General features: G+C 38.9%; 15 protein-coding genes. 5 read left to right on the top strand and 10 right to left on the bottom strand.

Annotated features, from left to right (window positions below):
• The first annotated feature begins 286 nt into the window (after nt 1–286).
• From LKD48_RS07895 to LKD48_RS07880, 4 genes are all read left to right on the top strand, one after another.
• Nucleotides 287–925, top strand: a complete 639-nt coding sequence (locus LKD48_RS07895; RefSeq protein ID WP_308731676.1) for a polysaccharide deacetylase family protein — start codon at nt 287–289, stop codon at nt 923–925.
• Nucleotides 926–1,003: 78 nt separating this feature from the next.
• A complete protein-coding gene (locus LKD48_RS07890) occupies nt 1,004–1,945 on the top strand; it encodes an AAA family ATPase (RefSeq protein ID WP_118615583.1) in 942 nt (313 codons plus the stop codon).
• 15 nt (nt 1,946–1,960) lie between these two features.
• Nucleotides 1,961–3,100 (top strand): DUF58 domain-containing protein, encoded by a 1,140-nt coding sequence (locus LKD48_RS07885; protein ID WP_118615585.1) that lies wholly within the window; start codon nt 1,961–1,963, stop codon nt 3,098–3,100.
• A complete protein-coding gene (locus LKD48_RS07880; protein WP_308731675.1) occupies nt 3,090–4,367 on the top strand; it encodes a hypothetical protein in 1,278 nt (425 codons plus the stop codon). Before LKD48_RS07885 ends, LKD48_RS07880 begins: the two co-directional genes overlap by 11 nt.
• A gap of 97 nt (nt 4,368–4,464) precedes the next feature.
• Here the strand turns inward: LKD48_RS07880 and LKD48_RS07875 are convergent, their stop codons facing one another.
• The 9 genes from LKD48_RS07875 to LKD48_RS07835 all read right to left on the bottom strand — a co-directional run bounded on the left by LKD48_RS07875 (nt 4,465) and on the right by LKD48_RS07835 (nt 20,239).
• Nucleotides 4,465–9,315, bottom strand: a complete 4,851-nt coding sequence (locus LKD48_RS07875; protein WP_308731674.1) for a DUF5722 domain-containing protein — start codon at nt 9,313–9,315, stop codon at nt 4,465–4,467.
• A gap of 64 nt (nt 9,316–9,379) precedes the next feature.
• Entirely contained in the window at nt 9,380–11,122 is a 1,743-nt protein-coding gene (locus LKD48_RS07870) for a heparinase II/III family protein (RefSeq protein ID WP_308731673.1), read from the bottom strand.
• A 181-nt stretch (nt 11,123–11,303) separates the two neighbouring features.
• Nucleotides 11,304–13,064: a S8 family peptidase gene (locus tag LKD48_RS07865; RefSeq protein ID WP_308731672.1), complete on the bottom strand. Its 1,761-nt coding sequence runs from the start codon at nt 13,062–13,064 to the stop codon at nt 11,304–11,306.
• A gap of 79 nt (nt 13,065–13,143) precedes the next feature.
• Nucleotides 13,144–15,306 (bottom strand): 1,3-beta-galactosyl-N-acetylhexosamine phosphorylase, encoded by a 2,163-nt coding sequence (gnpA, locus tag LKD48_RS07860; RefSeq protein ID WP_308731671.1) that lies wholly within the window; start codon nt 15,304–15,306, stop codon nt 13,144–13,146.
• A 54-nt stretch (nt 15,307–15,360) separates the two neighbouring features.
• Nucleotides 15,361–16,674, bottom strand: a complete 1,314-nt coding sequence (locus LKD48_RS07855) for a polyhydroxyalkanoate depolymerase (RefSeq protein ID WP_308731670.1) — start codon at nt 16,672–16,674, stop codon at nt 15,361–15,363.
• On the bottom strand, nt 16,634–17,098 hold the full coding sequence (locus LKD48_RS07850; protein WP_308731669.1) for a hypothetical protein: 465 nt from the start codon (nt 17,096–17,098) through the stop codon (nt 16,634–16,636). Before LKD48_RS07850 ends, LKD48_RS07855 begins: the two co-directional genes overlap by 41 nt.
• Nucleotides 17,098–17,904, bottom strand: a complete 807-nt coding sequence (locus LKD48_RS07845; protein ID WP_262535692.1) for a carbohydrate ABC transporter permease — start codon at nt 17,902–17,904, stop codon at nt 17,098–17,100. The genes LKD48_RS07850 and LKD48_RS07845 overlap by 1 nt, the downstream gene beginning before the upstream one ends.
• Entirely contained in the window at nt 17,897–18,766 is an 870-nt protein-coding gene (locus LKD48_RS07840) for a carbohydrate ABC transporter permease (protein WP_118615607.1), read from the bottom strand. Before LKD48_RS07840 ends, LKD48_RS07845 begins: the two co-directional genes overlap by 8 nt.
• 177 nt (nt 18,767–18,943) lie before the next feature.
• On the bottom strand, nt 18,944–20,239 hold the full coding sequence (locus tag LKD48_RS07835) for an ABC transporter substrate-binding protein (protein ID WP_308731668.1): 1,296 nt from the start codon (nt 20,237–20,239) through the stop codon (nt 18,944–18,946).
• Between the two features lie 334 nt (nt 20,240–20,573).
• Here LKD48_RS07835 and LKD48_RS07830 point away from each other — a divergent pair, with 334 nt between their 5' ends.
• Nucleotides 20,574–21,428: a helix-turn-helix domain-containing protein gene (locus LKD48_RS07830; protein WP_308731667.1), complete on the top strand. Its 855-nt coding sequence runs from the start codon at nt 20,574–20,576 to the stop codon at nt 21,426–21,428.
• Nucleotides 21,429–21,502: 74 nt separating this feature from the next.
• On the opposite strand, the gene clpX is transcribed toward LKD48_RS07830, so the two are convergent.
• Nucleotides 21,503–22,966: an ATP-dependent Clp protease ATP-binding subunit ClpX gene (clpX, locus tag LKD48_RS07825; protein WP_308731666.1), complete on the bottom strand. Its 1,464-nt coding sequence runs from the start codon at nt 22,964–22,966 to the stop codon at nt 21,503–21,505.
• Nucleotides 22,967–23,002: the final 36 nt, after the last annotated feature.

Here is a 23,002-nt window from a genome sequence, read left to right as displayed (position 1 = left end):
TTTGAAAACCATCCTCTCATAATGTAACAATTTTTTCTCTTGTTTTTATTGTACTACAGATAATCAAAACATACAATAAGAAAAATCATCATGAATCCCACCTTCTTTACATATCAGTTATTAAAAAGGTATCAGGTGTCCTTCCATGTTCAATTTTCAAAAAGGTATCTTTCATCCATGTTCTTTCAAAGCTCTTTTAATTTCTGCTGCTTTTTTGCTTCTTCTGCTTACCGCTTTTACACTTCCCGCCGCCGTAATGGTAAGCACTACACAAGGTTCACGAGAATTGCCAATTTATTGTGTTCAGACTGATCAAAAGAAAATTGCGCTTACATTTGACGCAGCCTGGGGCAATGAAGATACAGCTGATCTTTTGTCAATTCTGGCACGAAATCAAATTCATGCTACCTTTTTCTTAACAGGAAGCTGGGTAGATGCCTATCCTGATGATGTCAAGGCAATTGCTGCTGCCGGACACGATATAGGAAATCATTCACAGACACATCCAGAGATGAGCACACTTTCAAAAGAACAGATCCGCGATGAGTTAATGCAGGTACACAAAAATGTAAAGGAGCTGACTGGTCAAAATATGTGCTTTTTCAGACCACCTTACGGCGACTACAACAATCTTTTAATACAAACAGCAACAGAATGTGGATATCTTAGTATTCAGTGGGATATTGACAGCTTAGATTGGAAAGACTACGGTGTTCAATCTATCATTGATAGAACTGCGTTAAATCCTGAGCTTTCAAACGGATCCATCATTTTGATGCATAATGGTGCCAAATATACAAAAGATGCACTTGAAACTGTTATTTCAACACTTCAGTCAAAGGGTTATGAATTTGTAACGCTGTCTGAGCTTGTTTATAAAGATCATTTTCACATGGATGCTTCTGGCAAACAAATTCCTGATTAATTACATCTTTTTTCCACTTTTTTCAATAACTATGCTATACTGAAAACAAAATTTAAATGCTTCAGAAAAGGAGATTTTATGAGTACACTAACGAAATTAAAAGAAAACATTGAATCCGTGATCGTTGGAAAGGGAAAGGTGATCGATATGGTCATGACTTCCTTAATTGCCGGCGGTCATATTCTATTGGAGGACGTTCCTGGAACGGGCAAGACAGTTATGGCTAAGTCACTTGCCCGCTCTTTGGATGCCTCCTTTTCCCGTGTACAGTTTACACCAGATTTGCTGCCATCTGATGTAACTGGATTAAACTATTACAATCAGAAGCAGGGTGAGTTCGTATTTAAATCAGGCCCTGTTTTCTGCAATATTTTATTAGCAGACGAAATTAACCGCGCTACACCAAGAACACAATCTGCTCTTTTAGAGTGCATGGAAGAGCGTCAGGTTACTGTTGATGGAAAGACCAGACCTCTTCCTGCTCCTTTTATTGTTATCGCAACACAAAATCCTGTCGAGACAACTGGAACATTTCCTCTGCCTGAAGCACAACTTGACCGTTTCTTCATGAAGCTTTCTATGGGTCTTCCATCTAAAGAAGAGGAGCTTTCTATCCTGACACGTTTTGAACATGCCCAGCCGCTTGCTGAACTGTCTGCTGTATGCACTACTGAGGAAATTGTTGCAGCACAAAAGGATTATAAAAAAGTTTTTGTTCATCCGCTTCTTCTTGATTACATGACAGAACTTTCACAGCAAAGCAGACGTCATCCTTATGTAGTTACTGGAGTAAGCCCACGAGGAACACTTGCACTTTTGAACGCATCAAAGGCGTATGCCTTTTTACATGAACGAAGCTTTGTCGTTCCAGAAGATATCAAGGCAGTAGCAGTCTTTGTTCTCGCACACCGACTTGTCTTAAGCCGCGGCGTTGGCAGCCAGTCAACCGGTACTGAAATTATTGAAAAGCTACTGTCTGATGTTGCCGTTCCTACTGAAAACTGGGGAAAACACGAATAAGACTGAGGATTTGCCATGAAAATACTTCTTTTATTAGCCGCAGCAGGTCTTTTATACATATTGCAGGATTTGATCTACAAAACTTTTTGGGACAAAAATCTCTCTGTCTCAATCCACTTTCAAGACAAGGCGGTTCTAGAAGGCGAACAAGCCACACTGACAGAGGTTATTGAAAACAGAAAGCTTCTTCCGCTTGCCTACCTTAACGTTAAGTTTCAGGTCAGCCGCAATCTTGTATTTCAAAATATGGAAAATACAAGTGTTTCTGATTTCAACTATAAAAACGATGTTTTTTCTGTTTTGTTTCACCAGAGAATACGAAGAACGCTTGTCTTCTCCTGTCAAAAGCGCGGATACTATGAGATTACACAATCTGATATCATCTCATCCAATCTACTTATGACAAGTGAATATATCAGCACATTGAATCAAAATACCTATTTATATGTTTATCCTAGATATCTAAATATTGATTGTCTTGACGTACCGTTTCGAAAAATGATAGGAACCATGACTAGCCGCCAATTTTTATATGAGGATCCTTTTGAGTTTCGCGGCATACGGGATTACACATCTACTGACCCGATGAATAGCGTAAACTGGACTGCCAGTGCACGAACTGGTGAGCTTATGGTTAATGTTCACGACTCTACATCTTCTCAGGAAGCCATTATTATTTTAAATCTGGAAACAGAAACTGTATGGGTATACGAACAGCTTCACGAAATTGCAATCCGGCTTGCCGCATCAATCAGCTACTACTTCCTTAATACTGGTGTTCCCACCAGAATGATATGCAACGGAAGTGACTGTATTACCGATCAGGTTGCTGTAATTCCTACAGGAAGCGGCCTTCGTCATGTGAATGCTATTGCTGAGGTTCTTGCAAGAATCGATCTTACACGAACAGTTGTATCCTGTACAGACCAACTGCATGAACTCACAAATAAAATGGCAAACTCGACTTCTGCTCCGCTTTATATCATGATCTCTAACTCAATGAGCAATTCCCTGCAGGATGCATTTGAACAGCTGATCAAAACTGGCAGCAGTGCTATGTGGATTGCACCTCTCTACGAGGACATGGAGCTTCGCGTACGGAAAGTGCCAAATATGGAAATTATACGATGGGAGGTAAACAAATATGAGAATTAAGCTTCAGGCTCTGACAGAGCATATCCATGGATTTTTGTTAATTCTTGGAATTACTGCATTTCTCTCCTGTCTTATTTTTCCTTCTCATTATTTATTCTACTTTTTTCACAGTTTTCTTTTGCTGATTCCATTTGCAGTTACTGCTTATGGCCAGGAAAAAATCAAGCATTTTGTCAGCTATTTCATTATTGGTATTGCATGTGCCATTTTGCTGTTTTTTATTGGAAGCAACTTTTGGGAGAAGCTGTACTTTTTGATTCTTTCAGTAGCTATCATGCTAATCCGTATTCCTTCCCGTCTTCAAAAAACAGACGACTATGAAATTGTGGATGAAAACGTAATTGAATCAGGTGGTCTTTTTGATTCGCCAAGTGCCGGCTTTTTAGGGTATTTTGTTCTTCTCTTTTTTATCGCCTTGCTGCTAAAACGAAATGATCTTCAAACAATACTCTACTGGATTACATTTGCCTGGCTGACTGATTTTCTTGTATACACGAATCTAAAAAGCCTTAATCGCTATCTTTACAGCAGACGCAATATAGCAAACCTTCCTGGCAAACAGATTATTTCTACGAACCGTGCACTCATGATTGCCTTTTCAATACTGGCTCTTGTGGTCATGCTTGTTGTTCCACTTCTTCCACTAGATCATATTGTTTATTCCATCGGCATCGCTATACGTGATTTTTTGCGATGGATTTTCTCTCATTTCTCCAGTGAAGAACAGACAGTCATAGAAACAGCAGCTGAGTCACTTGCCACCTCTGGACAATCTGCTATGTTTGGCGATGTTAAACCTACACCTGCCTGGCTTAAAATGCTTTATGATATTTTATTTGCTGCCATTTTATTTGTTGTCAGTGCAGGTGCGCTTGTAGGAATTGGCTATACAATACTGATGCTTGTACATCGTTTCTACAAGCCATCTGCAGTAACTGGCGATATACAGGAATTTATTAATGAAGAAACAGAATCTACTTTTCTTCAGGATTCTGAAAAAAAAGAACGTGATTCTCTTTTTTCTATGCTGTTTAATCCGAATACCACTATTCGAAAAAAATTTAAAAAGCAGATTCAGCAGGGAAGCCATTTAAACAAAAAGGCTGGCAATTTCATTCCTGTATCACTGACTCCTCTGGAGCTTGAACAGTATGCAAAACTGCCAGATGATGAGCGCACACATCTTCTGCATGCCCTTTATGAAAAAGCGCGATATTCAAAAGAGGGCTGCACAAAAGAAGATGTTGCTTCATTTAAGAAATCATAACAATATAGTGAAAAGCATAGATAAAACGTCAGGAGCTATTGTATTTCCAATTGCTTCCTGACGTTTTATATTGCTAATATTTTATTGTTGCTCCAGATTACATACCAATACACTCTTTAATGTATGAAAGAAATGTTTTTACAATAATAACAAACCAATTCAATTCAATCTGCTGTTTATCTGATTGCACTGGTAGTGTTGCATCTGCCTCTGATGGCATTTCTGATTGTAGTGGCATTTTTACTTCTGGTTCTGACTGTGCCGTAAAAACTGTCGGCTGTGCATGATCCTCTTCAACCATAATTGCCTTCTCTTCCAATATCGCTGCTGCCTTCTGATTATCTACATCTGGTTCTACAAGAACAGATGCATATGTCTTTCCACTATCGTTATTCAAATCATGGCTCCAATTCAACACACCATTTTCTACATAATAACACTCTCCATTATACTGACATGGACCAGTATAATTCCAGTTTATCTGACCATTCTTAATGTAATACCAGACTTTGCTGTGGAAACACAATCCGGTGTAAGACCAATCTAATAAACCATTTTTTATATAATACCAAACACCATCATGTAAGCACAATCCAGTATATAACCAGTCAACAACACCTGATCTCACATAATACCAACTGCCTTCGTAGTAGGTCAATCCTGTATAACTCCAGTTCACCTCTGCTCGCTCTACATAATACCAGCTTCCACCATTGCTTACAAGTCCTATATAATTTTCCCCTAACGCTCCATTCTGATAATACTTCCATTTTCCATCACGAAGAAGCAAACCTGTATAGCCATTTTGTGTATTCTGGTCAAGTGGCACATACGTTCCTTCCAGAGCAAAATCTCCATCCGCATCATATACATAAACATGTGTAATATAAGTTCCATATTCATTTTTATGATCTGACGTACGGATATAACATGTTGCAGTATTCTGTGAAACGCTTGCCTGATGCCAAACTAAATCATCCTGACCATTTGCCTCTGTCCATGTCGGCAACAGCACTTTCGATATTCCTCTTGAAGCCTCAATCTGAGCTGTTACACGATATCCAGTACTGCTCACTTCTGATACTGTAATCTTAACAATTTTTGGCATTTTAGAAGGTGTATTCGTAATAACACGATACATACTAAACTGTCCTGCATAATCCCATATGTATACATCATTAATATATGGGCCTCCCTTTTTATCTTTCGCTGGAAGGTCAATATATCCTGACATTGTGGATGAATTATAATTTATATCTCTCCAAACAAGATCATCCTGACCATTTTCTGCTGTCCATGTTGCAACACGAATCGCATTTACGCCAAAAAATGTACTGTACTGGAACGAAATTCGATAATTATCGGCACTTGTCTGTGTACATGAAGCTGTAATTTTTGGCTTTCCACTCACTCTCTCCAAATCCTCTGGAATTTGAACATCAAGTGTTCTCGTTACGCAATTTCCTGCTTTATCATACAAATAAATAACAGAATGATACGTTCCACTTTTATTTTGATGAGCAGAAGTCATTACGTATGACATTACACTTGACCCATTGACCGTCATATTCGTTGTCACAGCAGCGCCTAAACCAAGTTTGTCTGTCCATGTTTTCATCTCTGCCTTTGACACACCAAGCGGACAATCAAAATTTGCATTCACCTGATATCCCAAAGCACTAACTTCCGTTACAGATGCTGATGTAATCTTGGGAACTGGTGTAGGAACAGATGCTGTTAATGCATACAGCTTTTTTGTTCCCCTATTATCAGTAACATACGCATGACAATTATATTCACCTCTATAATTTCCATGATTTGAAATATTTACGCGAACACTTGCCCGTCCATTTACAAACTGAAGCGGATACCAGATAAGAGTCTTTGCCTGTCCTGCGGTACTGCTCCATACTGCTACAGAAGAATTTCCAGAAAGACCATAATCACTGGCAGCTTCTACTGTAAGTGTAAATCCATTATAAGAAATATCTGTTGTATAAACATTGTAAATAACAAGTGCCTCTGCCGCACCCTTCACAGTAACACTAACTAGCACTGGCTTTGAAGCTACATTGTCCGTATCATATGCCACAATTCGAACACCATATGCACCTGTTCTCCACCCAAACTCAGAAATTGAGAAACTGCATTGAGAATATCCACCAGAAATGCTTCCCCGCTTTGTAACTGTTTTCTCTGTGCTGAATGCAATATTCCATGCACTATATTCTACTCTTGCAACCGGCTTTGTTCCGCTCACCTTGCAGTATGCTGTAAATGCATCTTGAGTTACTCCTGTGTATCCCGATTCTGTAATTGTAAGTGATGGTGCTGATGTTGTACTTATACCACTGCTTTGGCATACATTCTGAATTGTAAAGCTTCCATTCTGCCATTTTTCAGTTCCATCCTGCTGCACCCAAATCTGAATCTTAGAAACATTGCTTTTTCCCTTCCAGTTTCCAAGATCAGCATATATCATCTGATTTACATTCTTTTTCAGTGCAAGCTCCGTTTCAAGCGTGTCCTGACCGCTTGTAAAACGCATGCGCACTCTCAAATTTTGATTATCTCCAGCCGTTCCTGAAATATTAAAACAAAAATAACGCTGTGAAGAAAAATCAACATTTCCTGCGCGTGCAATTCCTGCATATGTGAATGGACTGTTTGCTCCTGCATTTACGGCAATCTTCTGGCTGTCTGCACTGCAGGAAGTTAATCCATACTCACCATACCAGCCATTCATAAGAGTCGTTCCAACATTACATGACGCGGCATATCCGCCGGTACCTAAATCTGCACTCCTGTTTTTTGACGCCATTACAGAACCATATACAGATGAAAATGACGGCAATCCAACAAGCGATGCAAGTGAATCTGTATACGCAAATGATTGATTTGTATCAATATATTTCCATACCGTCCACGCAGGCTTCTTTGCAAATGTACACAATGCCTTATTTTCATCATTATACCAAAGGCCCTGATGTATTCCCGCATCTGCCTCCGGCTTCGCATCTACTTCTCTCATTGCAATAAATGCATCAATATAAGGGTTAGCTTCAGTCACATAATACGCATAAGCAAGTGCCGCTGCCTGCTTCCACTCTACATTTCCCTGGTTAAACGAATGTGATGTATATCCCTGCTCAGACAATATCACATGCTTTACGGAGCCATCTGGATTTCGCAATCCATTTTTACACAAATATCCAGTTAAAACTGAAATATTCTCCATTGAAATAAAAATCGCATTTTCATTAAAGGTTGCATTATCATTCCACCACTCTGCCTCCGTAAGTGGATTTCCATATGGATGGAATGCTACTCCCCACTCAATATCACCCTCTGCCTTCATATAGGTGTTTACATAGTCAATTAGCTCTTTTCCATCATAACGTGTTCCTCCAGACACACCATGCCAATACATGTCTAACGACATAAAAACTCGCGCATGTGCACAGCTGCTTTTCACTGCCTGGCTTGTAATTCTCATCATATTGGTATAAATATATGCATAATCCGGCGCAGACTGGTGACCTGTGTAATTCCACGAAGTATCTGCATTAACTTCATTTCCAACTGTCCAGCTTGCAATATGTCCATATGCATGATCACTTCTGCCATATCGCTCACCGAGAAAATGAAGCGCTGCTGAAATGCATTCAATTCCTTCCTTTGAGACAACGTTCCATCCATGATATGCACCAATTGATGCATTTGCACCAGGATAGCCAAAGCTATGTGGATTTTGATCTGGCTGCCATAATAAAATCGCATTCACAATAATATTATTTCGGTCGTACATAAGAAGTGTTTGGTCTAACTTGGCAATACAATTTGATGAATACTGATATGTTTTCCCATTATATGTATAAGAATATCCGCTGCCATTAATTAGCTCATTCATTACAATATTTACATTTGTATAACTAAGGCCTAATTCTTCAATATCTGTTCCAAAAGCAATATCTGTGAGAAGCCCTTTTTTGCTTCTTGCCTGCGGATATGATGACTGATTTTCTGCCAATGCTTCTGGATTTGTAATAAAGCATCCATCACTCAATGCCTGATACGTACCATCCCTAAATTTCATTCCAACAAAAAATTTAGAATACAACTTTGACTGTGCTGTATTATTATTCAGCGGAACAGAAAATTCAAACGTATCTTCTTTTTTCACATCTGCAATCGGACTGCCTGTAATATCTTTTTGATACATCGGCTCCTCAAACAGATACAATTTCTCATCTGCTGTCTTAAACTTATGGTTAAGCTTTCCCTTGACAATGACTTGACTTCCCTCTATCCGACATGATAAAATTTGAATAATCTGAGTCACATCTCCAAGATCTAAAAAGTCAATTCCATATTCAAACTCGGTAGTTTCCTCTTCTATTTCCTCAGTTGACTCTTCTTCTGTTAACTCTTCTGTTAACTCTTCTGTCATTTCTTCCGATGATACTTCCTCAGAAGATTCTTCTGCAAATATATTTTCTCCAGATGATTCTTCAGGAGATTCTTCTACTGTCGTTTCAATAGCTGTTTCAGTTATTGTTTCACTTACATCTTCTCCCACTGTTGTTTCTTCATGTTCAGAAGCTGTTTCTATCGTTGACTCAGTCTCTAACGATGTACTTTCCGGTTGTGTACCTTCTGGCTGTATACTTTCCGGTTGTGTACTCTCTGACTGTGTACTCTCTGGCTGTATGCTTTCCGACTGTGGACTTTCTGTTATTGCTGCCGAAGTTTCCAGCTGTAAACTAGACTCAGTCTGCACTTCATTTTTTTCCTGCGTCTGGTTCTCCTTTTGATACAAACTGTTGTCAGTTGTGCTAATTTCTTCTGCTGCCTGTATCGTTGTTACACTAGTAAAGCTTCCCGCTACTGCAAGTGAAACAGCCATAAGAAGTGCACTTATTCTTGTTTTTAACTGCTGCCTTCTCATTTATTCCTCCCATTTTTTTAAAAGAATAGGCAGGTTCCTACCTGCCCATTCAATTATACTAGTTTTATTCTGTTATGTGCAGACAAATTTTGCTGTCTGCAATACCAATTTTGCTGTTTTGAGGTTCATCACAGCAAACTTCCCAGCGAATAACATTAATATTCTCCAAGATACCTTGATGGTTAGAATGTTCTACTGTTTTGATTTTAAATTCACCCTTACGTCCCTCTGCATGTAAAATAACACAATGCTTTTCTCCGCGAATTACAACACTATCATTTTCAACACTTACAGGCAGTCTTGTAATCAAATTTTCATAAACTGTCACGCCAAGTCTGCACTGAATATAATCGCATACAGTAAGATCTCCCGTATTTTCATCTAGCCAAATCTCACGGTATACCTTCTGTGCTTCAATTCCATATGCCTTTGCAAATGAAAACAAAATATTACGATCTTTCGTTAATTCAAATCTGTCGGCACAATATTCCTTTCCTGCCTTTTGATCAACATCTCCAATGATCGGAATATTGTGGCTTTCGCCTCTATTACAGAAAATCTCATAACGCTTTTCAGAAAAATAATCCTTTGTGTATTCTCCAGCGCCTAAATCATCCAAAAAAGCTTCTCCGTCTACCAGGTAATGAAAACTTCCAACATCATTATGATTATGTGGTTCACCATTATTTCCACCCTTTGCAATAACAGCTGTTTGTTTTGCACCTCTTAAAATACACCACTGCGCATCCTGTAAAACACAAGCACCGCTTTGTTCTAACGGCTTTGGTTCTTCTGCCTTTTTATTCTGTACATCGTCTAAATAGCGATGCGTCCAATACCAGCTCCAGTAAATTCCAACCCATCTCCAACAGCTGTCTCCATCCAGCTTTTGTACATATGATGTATCTGGAAAACGAATATCACTGTACTGATCTGCCAGACAGCATGTAAGTCCCATCGGATATGTTCCTCTTGAATCACCATCTGAAAAGCTGACAGTACGACCACCGGCAAAATAACACTTTTGCTGAAAATGTACAATCGCATTTACTTTTTCAGATGCCATCAGATCCTTTGATGGATCATATTCTCTTTGTGCTAATGCAAACAATGTAAAATATGTAAAGCCATATACCCAGTAACCAAGTCCCTCCTGACACGCGCCATCCATGCCAAAACCTTCTAAATAATAATGTTCCAGTGCATAATTAAGTCGTTCTAACAGTTTTTTCTTTTCTGTTCCTTCCTCCATAAGAAGAAGAGCTGCACTTCCCACATTACCACAACAAACAGCATTCCAATTATTCGTTGCCTGTTCCCAGCTTGCATATGGCACCTTCGACTCTATAAATGGCTTAAGAATACGAGCCTTCACTTCATTTTGCGCAAGCGTAATCACATCTTCTGAAAGCTCATCCTTTAAAAGAGTTGTAATATGTGCAAGTGTCTGACCTGTTTCACTTGCAAAAAGATCGATTACACCTCTCCAATTTGGATTTTCCTTTCTTCTAACGTGTGCCGGAAGTGCCCAGCACTCTTCTGCGCATATTTCCCGTATTACTTCTTCTAGCTTTTGAATATCTTCTTTTTCATGCCAGATCACACTTGCAAGACCAAGCACTGATAAGAATTTTCTTCTTCCAAAGTAAACAGCCTCATATCGCATACGGTTTCCATTTGTTTCAAATTCGCTAAAAAGCTCCTCTGTTAGCTGTGGCATGCTTTCATTTCTTAACTGGTCTGCCAGTTTTCTAACTTCACTTTCATATAGTGCCACATATTCCTTTATCTGATTTTGCATCTCCATATTAATTTATCTCCTTTCATCCCTTTTGTTTGATGCATGTAACTTTTTCTGATTTTTTACAGATTTTCGCCATTTTTACCGAAATATCTGTTAAGATTATACCTCTTTTTCTCGAATCTGTATAGTATTTTTTTACTGGAATTCAGGTTACAGTTCATATTACGCGTGAACTGTAACGACTTCAGAAAATCTGCGTCTGAAGATTTTTAAAAACACCATACAAATCAAGCGTTCCAAAGCCCCATTCCCTATTGGGATATGTTCTCGATGAATCTCTTTTTGCACCTCTGATAAAATACGTTCTTACATCTGTACTACTAAAATAGCGAATCCCGCTTTCTCTTGTCCACTGGCAAAATAATGCCGCTGCTCCCGCCATATGTGCTGCTGCAACACTTGAACCACTTCTTTGTACACGACGGAGTTCATTTCCCACACCTGATAACGACGATGTAAAACCTTCAATTCCAACGCCAGGCGCCGCCAAATCTGGACAAATCCGGCCATCTGTAGTATAGCCACGCCCTGAATATAGGTAAATACTATTATTTTGATGATTGTAATTGCTGACTGAAATCACATTTGCTGCATCAGACGGCGAAGTAAGCGTTATAAATTCTGAAGGACGAAGGAATACAGTATCCTGCCTCAAAAATGATTCTATCGGAAGCCACATATGATAACGACCTGTTATAAAAAGATCATTATATACACGTACTGTCCAGACACCTGGTGTAATATTGATAAAGCGAAGCAGTGCAAGAAACTCACCTGTTCCCGTAACAGAAAGTCTATACGAAAGCTCCACTCTTGTCTGTGTCAGTGCAAAATTTAAAATTTCAATGCGCCCTGGCCTCACATATATTCTTGGAATTACTTCTCCATTCGGAGAACGTATCGCGACTGAATATGTTTCTGGTTCATTTGCCCACAATTCAAGAAAGAAGCCATTCTCTCCCTCTGCAACGCGAATCTCTACATCCTCATATCCGCTTTCTGATGAAATTTGTCCTTCAAAATGATGACCTCTTGCTGTCTCATTTCCTGTTCCTGCCACAATTGTGATGCCCACAGAACTTCCAAGTCCTTCAAGCATTCTTGCAAGCGGCAAGCCACCTCGATGAGATCCAGCATTCGTTCCCAGTCCCAGACAAATCACAAGTGGCTGTTGACGCTTCTTTGCTAACGATACAAGATAAAGAACACCTGCCATGATATCATTTTCCTGATAGGCCACCGCATCCTCTTTAATCTGATAATAAGCTCGCAAGCGATTCTTAGCAGGCTTTAACTTTACCATTGCAATATCTGCTTTTGGCGCTGCACCAGTAAAACTTCCATCTGGCAGCTCATTTCCTGCCGCTATAGAAGCCAAAAAAGTTCCATGCCCAATTTCATCCCTTGAAGAAATTCCTTCATAAGCATCTTCCATTTTTACTGCTGCATTCAACTGCTCATGTGTAAATTCGCTTCCATATAAAAATCCTTCCGGCGTTCTTGTAATGTTCTCTAGCGTCTCTGAAAGCTCTGGCTGCACAGGCAGTCTAATTGGGCTTCCGGCCGGTATTGTCTGATCCCAGATTGCTGTTACTCTAGTTGTTCCATCTTGTTTTAGAAAAATGGAACCTGCATAATCAATTCCAGTATCCACAAATCCAATCAAAACACTACTTCCATCAAGCTTAAGATCTGAATTTTCCCTTACCTGCAAAATACCAGATGATTCCATACTTCCTGTATCCTGCAAACCAAACAGCTTTGGAATGTTATAATAGCCATAGACAGTTCCATCTTCATATCCATTCGAAAGCTTCAGGTAAAGAGATGCAAACATAGCCCCCAATGGCTGTTTACAGTCAAGCGTATACTTTGACTCAATAAGACTTCGATTTCCAATAAAATCACAATATTCCTCTGAATAAATCTGATCTTGACAGTTCAAAAAAGACTCCCTAAAACAAATCTCGTCATACTAGAATATGTACGTTATGATTGTTTTAGAAAGTCTTTTTATTATTCCATTAAATCATGTACCACTTAATTTCGTTCGGCGCCATTTCCAACTCAAAGCTACTTCCGTCACCGCGGTAAATAGTCGTCTTCTGTGGCTCATAAGTATTGTTCACTACGCAGAATTTTCCATTCTTTACATAAGCGTGAACTTCTACATTAAAGTTTGTGCTAAACCACTGATTTAAAACAGCCTCACCATGCGCACTCCACAAAATGCTTCGATATAAGATACGGCTGTTCTCAAAACTATACGGCAGACCGCTAATATATACACTTCGGCCCTTACCAAACTCATTTACAGCCATCTGCACTTCTTTTTCACGCTGTACAAGAATTTCTGTGCCGGCATATGCGTACATACTCTTCTTTCCCTCTCCAAAGTCTACCGGCTTTGTTGTATCGGCAAGAATGAAATGATCCTGATGTTCTTCCCAGTTATACTTATCATAGTTTAAAGTAAATCCTGTCTCTTTCTCAACACCAATCAAATCAGCCAGCTGTAAGAAATGACCCTGGAATTGATGACCAGATGGTTCACCAACACCAATAAATCCACCTCCATTGTAAACAAATTCACGAATTGCAGATGAGATTTGGGGATTTTCCCAAACACTTCCACCAGTATGAGCTGTGTCACCATCTCCAACATTGATAATAACATCAATATCCTTTAATATATGCGGATTTTGAAGAATATCATCAAATGAAATGAAGCAAACATCAAATGGTGCTCCGCTAAGTGCCTCAATAATTCCAGCATAGCTATAATTTTGCTTCTGATACAGCGCATGATGTACCATATGACATCCCCAGCTGCGAATCTTGCCCCAGCTATTGAGCACTGCCACCTTTTTCACACAATATGGTGTCGTTCCCTTTGCATTTTCATATAACTCACGAAACTCATTACATACATCCTCAACATACTGTAAAAATTCAGGGAAATCGAGTGTCAGTTTTAAGTAGCCGCCATATCCGATGCGATCAATCGGTTTTCTTAAAATCGCACGCCTTGCTGTAATCCAGTTTTCCTTTGCTTCCTTCACTGGATCTCCATTCTCATGGAATGTATCTGGGAAGAAGTAAGGCAGGAAACGGCCTTCTGTATATTTTACGCCCTTAATATCAGAAATCAGACGCAATGTACTTCCATTTCCAACGCTTCCTACAACTGCATCGAGTCCAATTGTAGCAAACTCTTCCATAAACGGTTCTGTTCCAATCCAATGATCGCCCAAAAACATCATGGCTTCTTTACCGCACTCATGAGTAATATCTACCATTTCCTTTGCCAGCTTTGCGACTTCTCTGCGCTGAAATGCCTGGAAATCTTTAAATTCCTTGCTTGGAACGCGATACTGGTTATTATAATAGCCCTGATCAATTATATACTCCGGACGGAATGGATAACCCACCTCTTTTTCAAACTGCTCTAAAATATAAGGACTGACTGATGCAGAATAACCATACCAATCCACATATTTTTCTCTCTTTAATTCGTCAAACATCAGCGTAAACTGATGGAAAAATGTTGTATAACGAATAACATTCACATATGGATGCTCTTCGCAATACTTGCGAAGACGCTCTAATGAATACTTATGTGTCTTTGGCTGGCGCACATCAAAAGTAATCTGATGCTCAAAATCCTTCCATTCATTTGTTACTGCATTATACATATGAACTGGATCCCAGATAATATATGCTAAAAAGCTGACCGTATATTCATGGAATGGCACAGCGTCGCAGATCACCACACAGCCAGTATCTTTTTGATAATTCCAATTTGTTGCCGGCACGATCTCACCTGTTGAACGGTCAATGACTTCCCACCATCTTTTGATATCATCTCTTGTATTGACCATCATCAGTTCATCTGATATTCCCTTCATAAGCGGAATAGAAAGCTCTTTGTCAACCGCTGTATAAAAGGCTGTCATCACATAGCACTGCTGCACCTCATCTGGATTTGCCTTTGCCCACTCATTATCTTTTCTTGTTGTATAATAAGTCGCATAAATTTTTGCACCCGTTTTTGTCAATTCCTCTGGAAATTCAGTTCCATCACAGTCACGTATTGCATCCGCTCCCCAGCGCTTCATTAGTTCAATTGTTTCTGGTACAACGTCTAGATTGGTCGGAATCGTAACTCTTCCCTTTGTCTGGCTCATCTTACGTTATCCTCCTATCGAAAATTTTCTTATTCTCTTTTTGTTTTACTGCTACTATTTCAACACAATAATCCTGTTTTCTTCCTCAGTATAGTTTCCGCCACCCATCTGATTTCTCACAAATGGAACACCTTCTCTGACATAGAAAATATTATGAGAAAGCAATGCATCAGGATTCAAGGATGGACTTATTGTTCCTCCAAGATCATCATAGCTTACATTGTGACTGAAAGTATTATGAATTGCTTCATCAAGACAAAACATCACACATCCGCCTTCATTTTGTCTGCTGTAATTATATTCATATGTCGTTCCATCTCCAGAATCTGCATCATAAGCCATTCCATCCTGATTTAATCTCGTATCCGCTGCTTCATTGTAACGAAACATCGCATCTTTACATTTCCACGGCCAAATGGCTGCCGCTACCTTTCCTGCACGATTTTTTGGACAGCAATAAATACGATCATTAATTTCCTGTGCTATACAATCTGTCATATTGTGTTCCACAAGCGGACGAAGCGCATACATAGCTGTAATACCATCTCCACCTGCTTCCTTAACATAATTATTGCGAATCACCACATGTTCATGACCATACTTAAGGAATGTTTTTTCGTCCAATATAGCTCCCTGAAATTTATCATGTGCATATGTATAGCCAACTGCAATTCCCCAGCGGCTTGTACGATATACAAAACAGCCTTCTACTATAACATCACAAAAACGAGCAGCACCTGTCATATCTTCATTTGCCGGCTTTAATGCTGTCATGTAAATGCCGCCATTATTCATATGCTTATCGTAAACATTTCCATTAACATCATGAACATAAAGATTCTGCAGGTGAATACCACTTCTTACTCCCTTATCCCTTGCAGTAACAGCAACTCCTGTGCGATTCATCTTATAAGGTGCACTATATGTTTCTCCAATGATGTTCTCTGCACTGTTTGTAATTTCAATATCATGAATCCAGATATATTCTGCATCGTACAGCAGCACTGCTGATGACACATATCCCTGATACATATGTGTTGGTGAATCTAATTCTGTGCCATAATCCTGATACCAAATTCCCTGTCCATTTGCTGCAATCACCGGCAATACTTCCTCATAAAATTTCTCGCAATTTTCTGGCAAGTATGCACCAATCTCAATAGGAGATTCTTTTGTTCCACTGTCTTTGATCTGTAAAAACTGTCCCTCAAAAACTGATCCTCTGGCTAAAAGTACACGATCTCCTGGCTGAAGCGTCAAACGATTGATGGCAAACAAAGTTGCAAATGCAGATGATTTGCTCAAACCATCATTTGTATCATTTCCGTCAATCTGACTGACATAATATGTTCTGAATGAGTTTGTCATATGCTTCCTCTCTCAATCTTTTCTCAATGATCTGCTCTACATCCTCAAATGGGAAATAATCTCCATGGTAACGTCCAAAAAGATCATGATTATTTTCATAAAAATTCAATCTTTCTTCCCGTGTAAAGGATGGGCAAACACCTAGCTGCTTAATTTTTTCAGATGGCTGTACGAAATCCAGGCGAAATCTTGTAAGCTCATATTGAAGATACATCGGTGGGGTATAAAAATATGGCCCATAAAACAATTCCCCTTTTTCCTGTTTATGCCTGTTCTCTTCATTTTTTTCTTTGCGGCGCTCTTCTAATGCTTCTACAGTATCATCAGGAATCAGACCAAAATTTTTTGCCAGCAAAAGCGCAGCCTTTGCCCTTTGCCAATCTTTTTCATCCAGACAATACTTATTTTTCATCTGATTTTTCATTATTTTACTGCTCCTGCAATTCCATTTGCAAAGCTCTTCTGCAGACAAAGGAAAATAATCGCTGTCGGCAGTGTACAGATCAGTACACCTAACATCAGCATTCCGTAATCTACACTATAGCCACTCTTTAAATTTGCTACTAACATCGGCATTGTAACCTCATTTTTATCCTGAAGGATAATTGTTGGCCACAGATAATTGTTCCATGCATTCATAAATGTTACCGTCATAGCTGCACCATAGGTAGATTTCATAACAGGAATAAACATCGTAAAGAAAATCTTAATCTCGCTTAATCCCTCTAATCGTGCAGCCTCAATAATATCATGTGGGAAAGATCTTGCTGCCTGACGGAACATCATAATCAAAAATGGCGTTGAAATAGAAGGCAATGCCAGTGCAATCCAAGTATTTACAAGCTTCCATGATGCAAACAGCTTAAATAATGGAATCATAATAGCAACAAATGGAAGCATCATTGCAAGCAGCAGGATATTCATTAAAATATCCTTTCCCTTATCATGATAAATCTCAAAACCGTAACCTGCAATTGAGCAGACAAGAAGTGAGATTACCGTTATTACAATCGCATTTCTAAAAGAGTTAAACATTGCAAGACCTAAATTTTGTGTCTCAATCAATGTCCTATAATTTTCCAACAGATGAGTTCCAGGAATCAGTTTTCCTCTAACAATGTCGATGCTGGCATTTGTCGCACCTGATATCATATAATATAGAGGAAACGCTGACAGAAAACTTGCAAGAACCAAAATCACATAGGATATTGTTGTTTTTACTTTAGTCACGTTTATCACCTACTTTCATCTGAATCGCTGACAGAATTGCCACGCTTACCAAAATAAATACTGAAATTGCTGCGGCATAATTAAATTTTGGTGTCTCTACAAAGGAAATATTATAAACATAATGTGCCAGTGTCATAGTAGATTTTCCAGGACCTCCGCCCGTCAGGTTCACTGACTCATCAAACAACTGCAATGTTCCTGATGTGGACATAATTGCAGTTAACAAAATGGTCGGCTTTAACAGTGGGATGGTGATACGTGTAAACTGCTTGAATGGACTTGCACCATCAATGTAGCTTGCCTCATAGACTGAATAATCAATATTCTGTAATCCGGCAAGATAAAATACCATATTGTAGCCAGTCCATCGCCAAATCAATGCAATTACAATTACAAAGCGTGCTGCCCATGCATCCTGAAACCAATTTACTGGTGTCAAACCAATCGCTGCTATAACATTGTTAACAAGACCATCCTGCGCAAACAAGGATTTGAAAATCATAGAATATGATACAAGTGATGTCGCACATGGAAGGAATATCAATGTACGGAAAATACTTTTTCCTTTAATCTTGGGATTATTCAGAATCTGTGCCAGACAAAGTGCCAAAATTAACATAATCGGCACTTGGATCAAAAAGTAAAATACAGTATTAAACAAGCATTGTTGGAATGTTTTATCCTTCAAGATTCTCTTGTAATTTGCCAATCCTACAAAAGTGCTTGCACCACCTGTACCCTTTTTTGAAAAAGAAAGCACAAATGCCTGCACCATTGGATAAAAGCAGAATATAAAAATGAGAAGTGCGGCCGGAATCAAGAAAACCCATCCTGTAAGATTATGTCTTTTTTCCAGGCTCATCTTTGCTTTTTGTCTTTTCACGTTAACCACGCCTTTCTATTTTGTAATTATTCAGAGCCATGCAAAAATGCTTTCTGTAGATGTCTGTATTAAAGCAGAAATTCAATTTTTATGGCAAATATGGTGATAAAAATATACCGGGAACGCACTGCATTCCCGGTACCAGAATTTCCTTAATTACTCGCTAATGTTAAACTCAACGGTATCCTGTGCATTCTGAATCTCTTCATCAATGTCAGCATCATTCTGAACCACATTTGTAACAGCATCCGTCAGTGCACTTCTGATATCAGAATAATATGCGCCATAATCAATTCCCGGAACCTGTCCTGCAAATTCAACGATATCCTTATATACAGCCTGTCCGCCGTAGAAATCAGAAGTCTCATTGTATACATCAGACTCTGCAGCTGGCAGATAACTTGCGATTGCACCTGCATTTACAAGCAGATCATCGTAAAGATCAACATCTGCGCCAAAAGTAGAGCTCAAGAAATCAAAAGCAAGTTCTGTATTCTTGCAGTTAGAAGATACTGCCCAGCTCGCACCTCCACAGTTTGCGTAGTTTGTTGCTCCCTCGATATCATCAAGTGCCGGCATATTTACGATCGCCCACTTACCAGACTGATCCTCTGCTGCCTGAATGGAAGACATGATCCAGCAACCCTGAATAACGCCTGCTGCTGTTCCCTTATTCATGGAAGCAATGTACTGATCCCAGTCAGTGTAGTCTACCATGATACCCTCATCGATCAGCTGCTTATATACTTCAATTGCTGCCTTAAGTGCTTCGTTATCTACAAGTTTAACTTCGCCATCTACAATAGGGGATGCGCCTGCAGACTGCAGCATTTCGATTACGATCTCTGAACCGCCTGAACTTGTCAGCATCGGGACATCATTTGCCTCTACTACCTTCTTTGCAAGCTCGATAAACTCAGACCATGTAGTATCCATGAAATCCTCTACTTTAAGTCCAGCCTTCTCTACCATATCAGAACGAATTGCCATGATGGTTGCACCATTATCAAACGGAACACCATAATTCTTTTCATCTACTGTAGAGTCTGCCAGCTTACCTGCTGAAAACTTTGAAAAATCAATTCCTGAATCTGTTAACTCAGTGAAAATCTCTGGATAATTAGTTACATTCTTATGGAAAGAATAATCCTGCATTAAAAAGATATCTGGCAATGTATCATATGTACCAGCCTCAGCTGCTGTAATCAAGCTCTGCTCAATATCAGAATAAACCTTCTCCTGAATGTCAAGCTTAAAATTAGGATGATCCTTCTGATATGCAGCCTCAGCCTGCTTCATTGCATATACGTTGAATGTAGGATCCCAACACCATACGGTTAATGTCTCCTCTTCATCTGCTGCGTAAACATTCTGTGCAATTCCTGTAGTTCCTGCGAGTGCATATGCAAACATAGCTGCTGCTGGAAGGACTGCCGTTAATTTCTTTCTCATAATAAATTCCTCCTTAAAAATTTGTTTTTCTGTTTTTGATGATCTTATTATAACTTTCCCATCTCCTTATTTCTACTTTTATATTGCTCTATTTTGTTATTATCTTGCTGTTTCAAGCGATTTTTTGCAATTTTAAGTCTATACTTTTCAGCATTTTATATTTTTTCCCGAATTGAATTACTATTTTATCGTATATTTTAACAGTTTTACGCATTAACCTTATTGATATTGCTCAGCAATATTCTTTAAATTTATAACAATTTATTATAAACTTTTCTTTTTTTCTATGCTATCATAGCATTACGACGATTCTTTTTTACAGAAAGGAGATTTTATGGCAGATGAACGTTACGACATCTCAATTACAAAAGAATATTTAATCCGAAACAAGGCTAAGCTTCTTTATATCTCCTCCGCTACCTACAGCGGCGACTGGCTTAGCACACCTCATACACACTATTGTTCTGAGCTTTTTTATGTTCTTGAAGGAATTGGACAGTTTCAGGTAGAAGACAATATCTTTCCTGTTAAAGCAAATGATTTAATTATCATCAATCCAAATATTTCACACACTGAACTTGGACTTCGCTCCCATCCAATGAAATATATTGTGCTTGGCATTGAAGGTCTGGAACTTTCGTCTGAAAATGATCATTCTAATTTTTGTATTGTTAATTTTAAAGAAATTAAGGATACGATGGTTTTCTATTTACAGATGATGCTAAAAGAAATTGAAACACGTGCACCTGGGCATGAAGCTATATGTCAGGATTTAATGGAAATTCTTATTGTTCTTTTTGGACGCCAGACGAATTTCTCAACAATTCTTACTCCAGCCAACAAAAAGGCTTCTCATCTATGTGATTCTGTCCGTCGTTATCTTGATCAAAACTGTGAGGAAGATATCACACTAGAACAGCTGGCAAAATTTTCTCATGTCAATAAATATTATCTTGTTCACGCATTTACCGATGAATATGGCATTTCTCCAATCAATTATCTTATGCAGGCACGTGTCAAAAAAGCTGAAAAACTGCTGGCCACAACTGATTATTCTATGTCTGTAATCAGCAGTTCCTGTGGATTTGCTTCATCTGGCTATTTCTCACAGACATTTAAGAAAATTACAGGTCTCTCTCCGAGTGCATATCGAAAGAAAAGCAAATCAGAACATGAAGCAAATAATTAAAAATAAGGTGTCAAAAACAGACTTTAAACTGTTTTGACACCTTTTTCTTATTATTAGGATTATATTTTTATAGATCAGTTTTCATTCGCCAGTCTAAGCGGTTCCTGTCCTCTAAGTTCTATCACAGGTCCGCCTGTATGCTCCACGTAAGCGCGTGTAATACGTACACGACCAATATTGTCATCCTTTGGAATCTCATACATGATATCAAGCATAAAATCTTCTATAATGGCGCGAAGTGCTCTAGCTCCCGTATCCTTTTTTAATGCCTTTGCAGCAATTGCCTCAAGCGCATCTGGCTCAAATATAAGATCTACCTCATCCATTGCAAGAAGCTCTCTGTACTGCTTTAAAAGTGCATTCTTCGGCTCACTCAAAATTCTTGTCAGCATCTTCTCATCAAGTGCATCCAATGTAAAGACGATTGGAAGACGTCCCAAAAACTCTGGAATCATGCCAAAGTTTCTAAGATCCTCTGTCTCAACATAACGGAAAATATTCTTCTCATTATCATAGTGATCTTTAAGCTCTGCATTAAAGCCCATCGAAGATTTCTTCGCCAGACGCTCGCGAATGACCTGATCAAGATCTGGGAAGGCGCCGCCACATATAAATAAAATATTAGTCGTATCTACTGTTACCATAGGCACCATCGCATTCTTGCTTGATGCACCAACAGGAACTTCTACCTCAGCACCTTCAAGAAGCTTCAACAGACCCTGCTGAACACTCTCACCATTTACATCACGATGATTTGTCTCTCTTTTTCTTGCAAGCTTATCAATTTCATCAATAAACACAATTCCAGTCTGTGCTTTTTCTACATCATTGTCTGCTGCTGCAAGAAGCTTACTGATAACACTCTCAATATCATCACCAATATAGCCTGCCTCTGTAAGAGACGTTGCATCTGCAATAGCAAGCGGCACATCAAGAAGCTTCGCTAATGTCTTAACTAGATATGTTTTACCGCTTCCTGTTGGTCCAATCATAAGCATATTTGATTTTTCAATCTCAACATCCTTTTTTTGATGAAGCGCTGCCACTCTTTTGTAATGATTGTATACAGCCACAGACATAACTTTCTTTGCGTGCTCCTGACCTACAACATACTCATTTAAGCTTGCATGAATCTGATGCGGGGACGGAATTGCCTTTAAATCAATTGGTTTTACCTGATCATCTGGCTTCTTTTTCTTAATTTTTTGTTTTTCCGGCATTCCCATATTCATGCCCCCCATCATATTCATCAGATCATCTGGCATCCCAGCAAATGGAAATCCCTCTGGGATTCCAAACATTTTCGGGAAATTACCACTGTTAACCTGATTAAATGCTTTTTGCATACAATCATTACATATAGTAATATCCGGAGAGATTGTGATCATCTTTCCTGCCTTGCTCTCTGGTCTGCGGCAGACATAGCAGACCTTCTCATATGCATCATTATCATCATTTCTATTGCTATTGACATTGCTGCTATTATTATCCGCATTTATTACATTTGTATCATTATCATTTGCATTCTGATTTGCCATAACGAAAACTCCTCAATCTTTCTATTTTATTGACTG

It is taken from the genome of Anthropogastromicrobium aceti (assembly GCF_020687335.1).
Classification (GTDB): Bacteria; Bacillota; Clostridia; order Lachnospirales; family Lachnospiraceae; genus Anthropogastromicrobium; species Anthropogastromicrobium aceti.
Note: the sequence above shows the minus strand (reverse complement) of the source record. Positions and strands in the feature narration are given on the sequence as shown.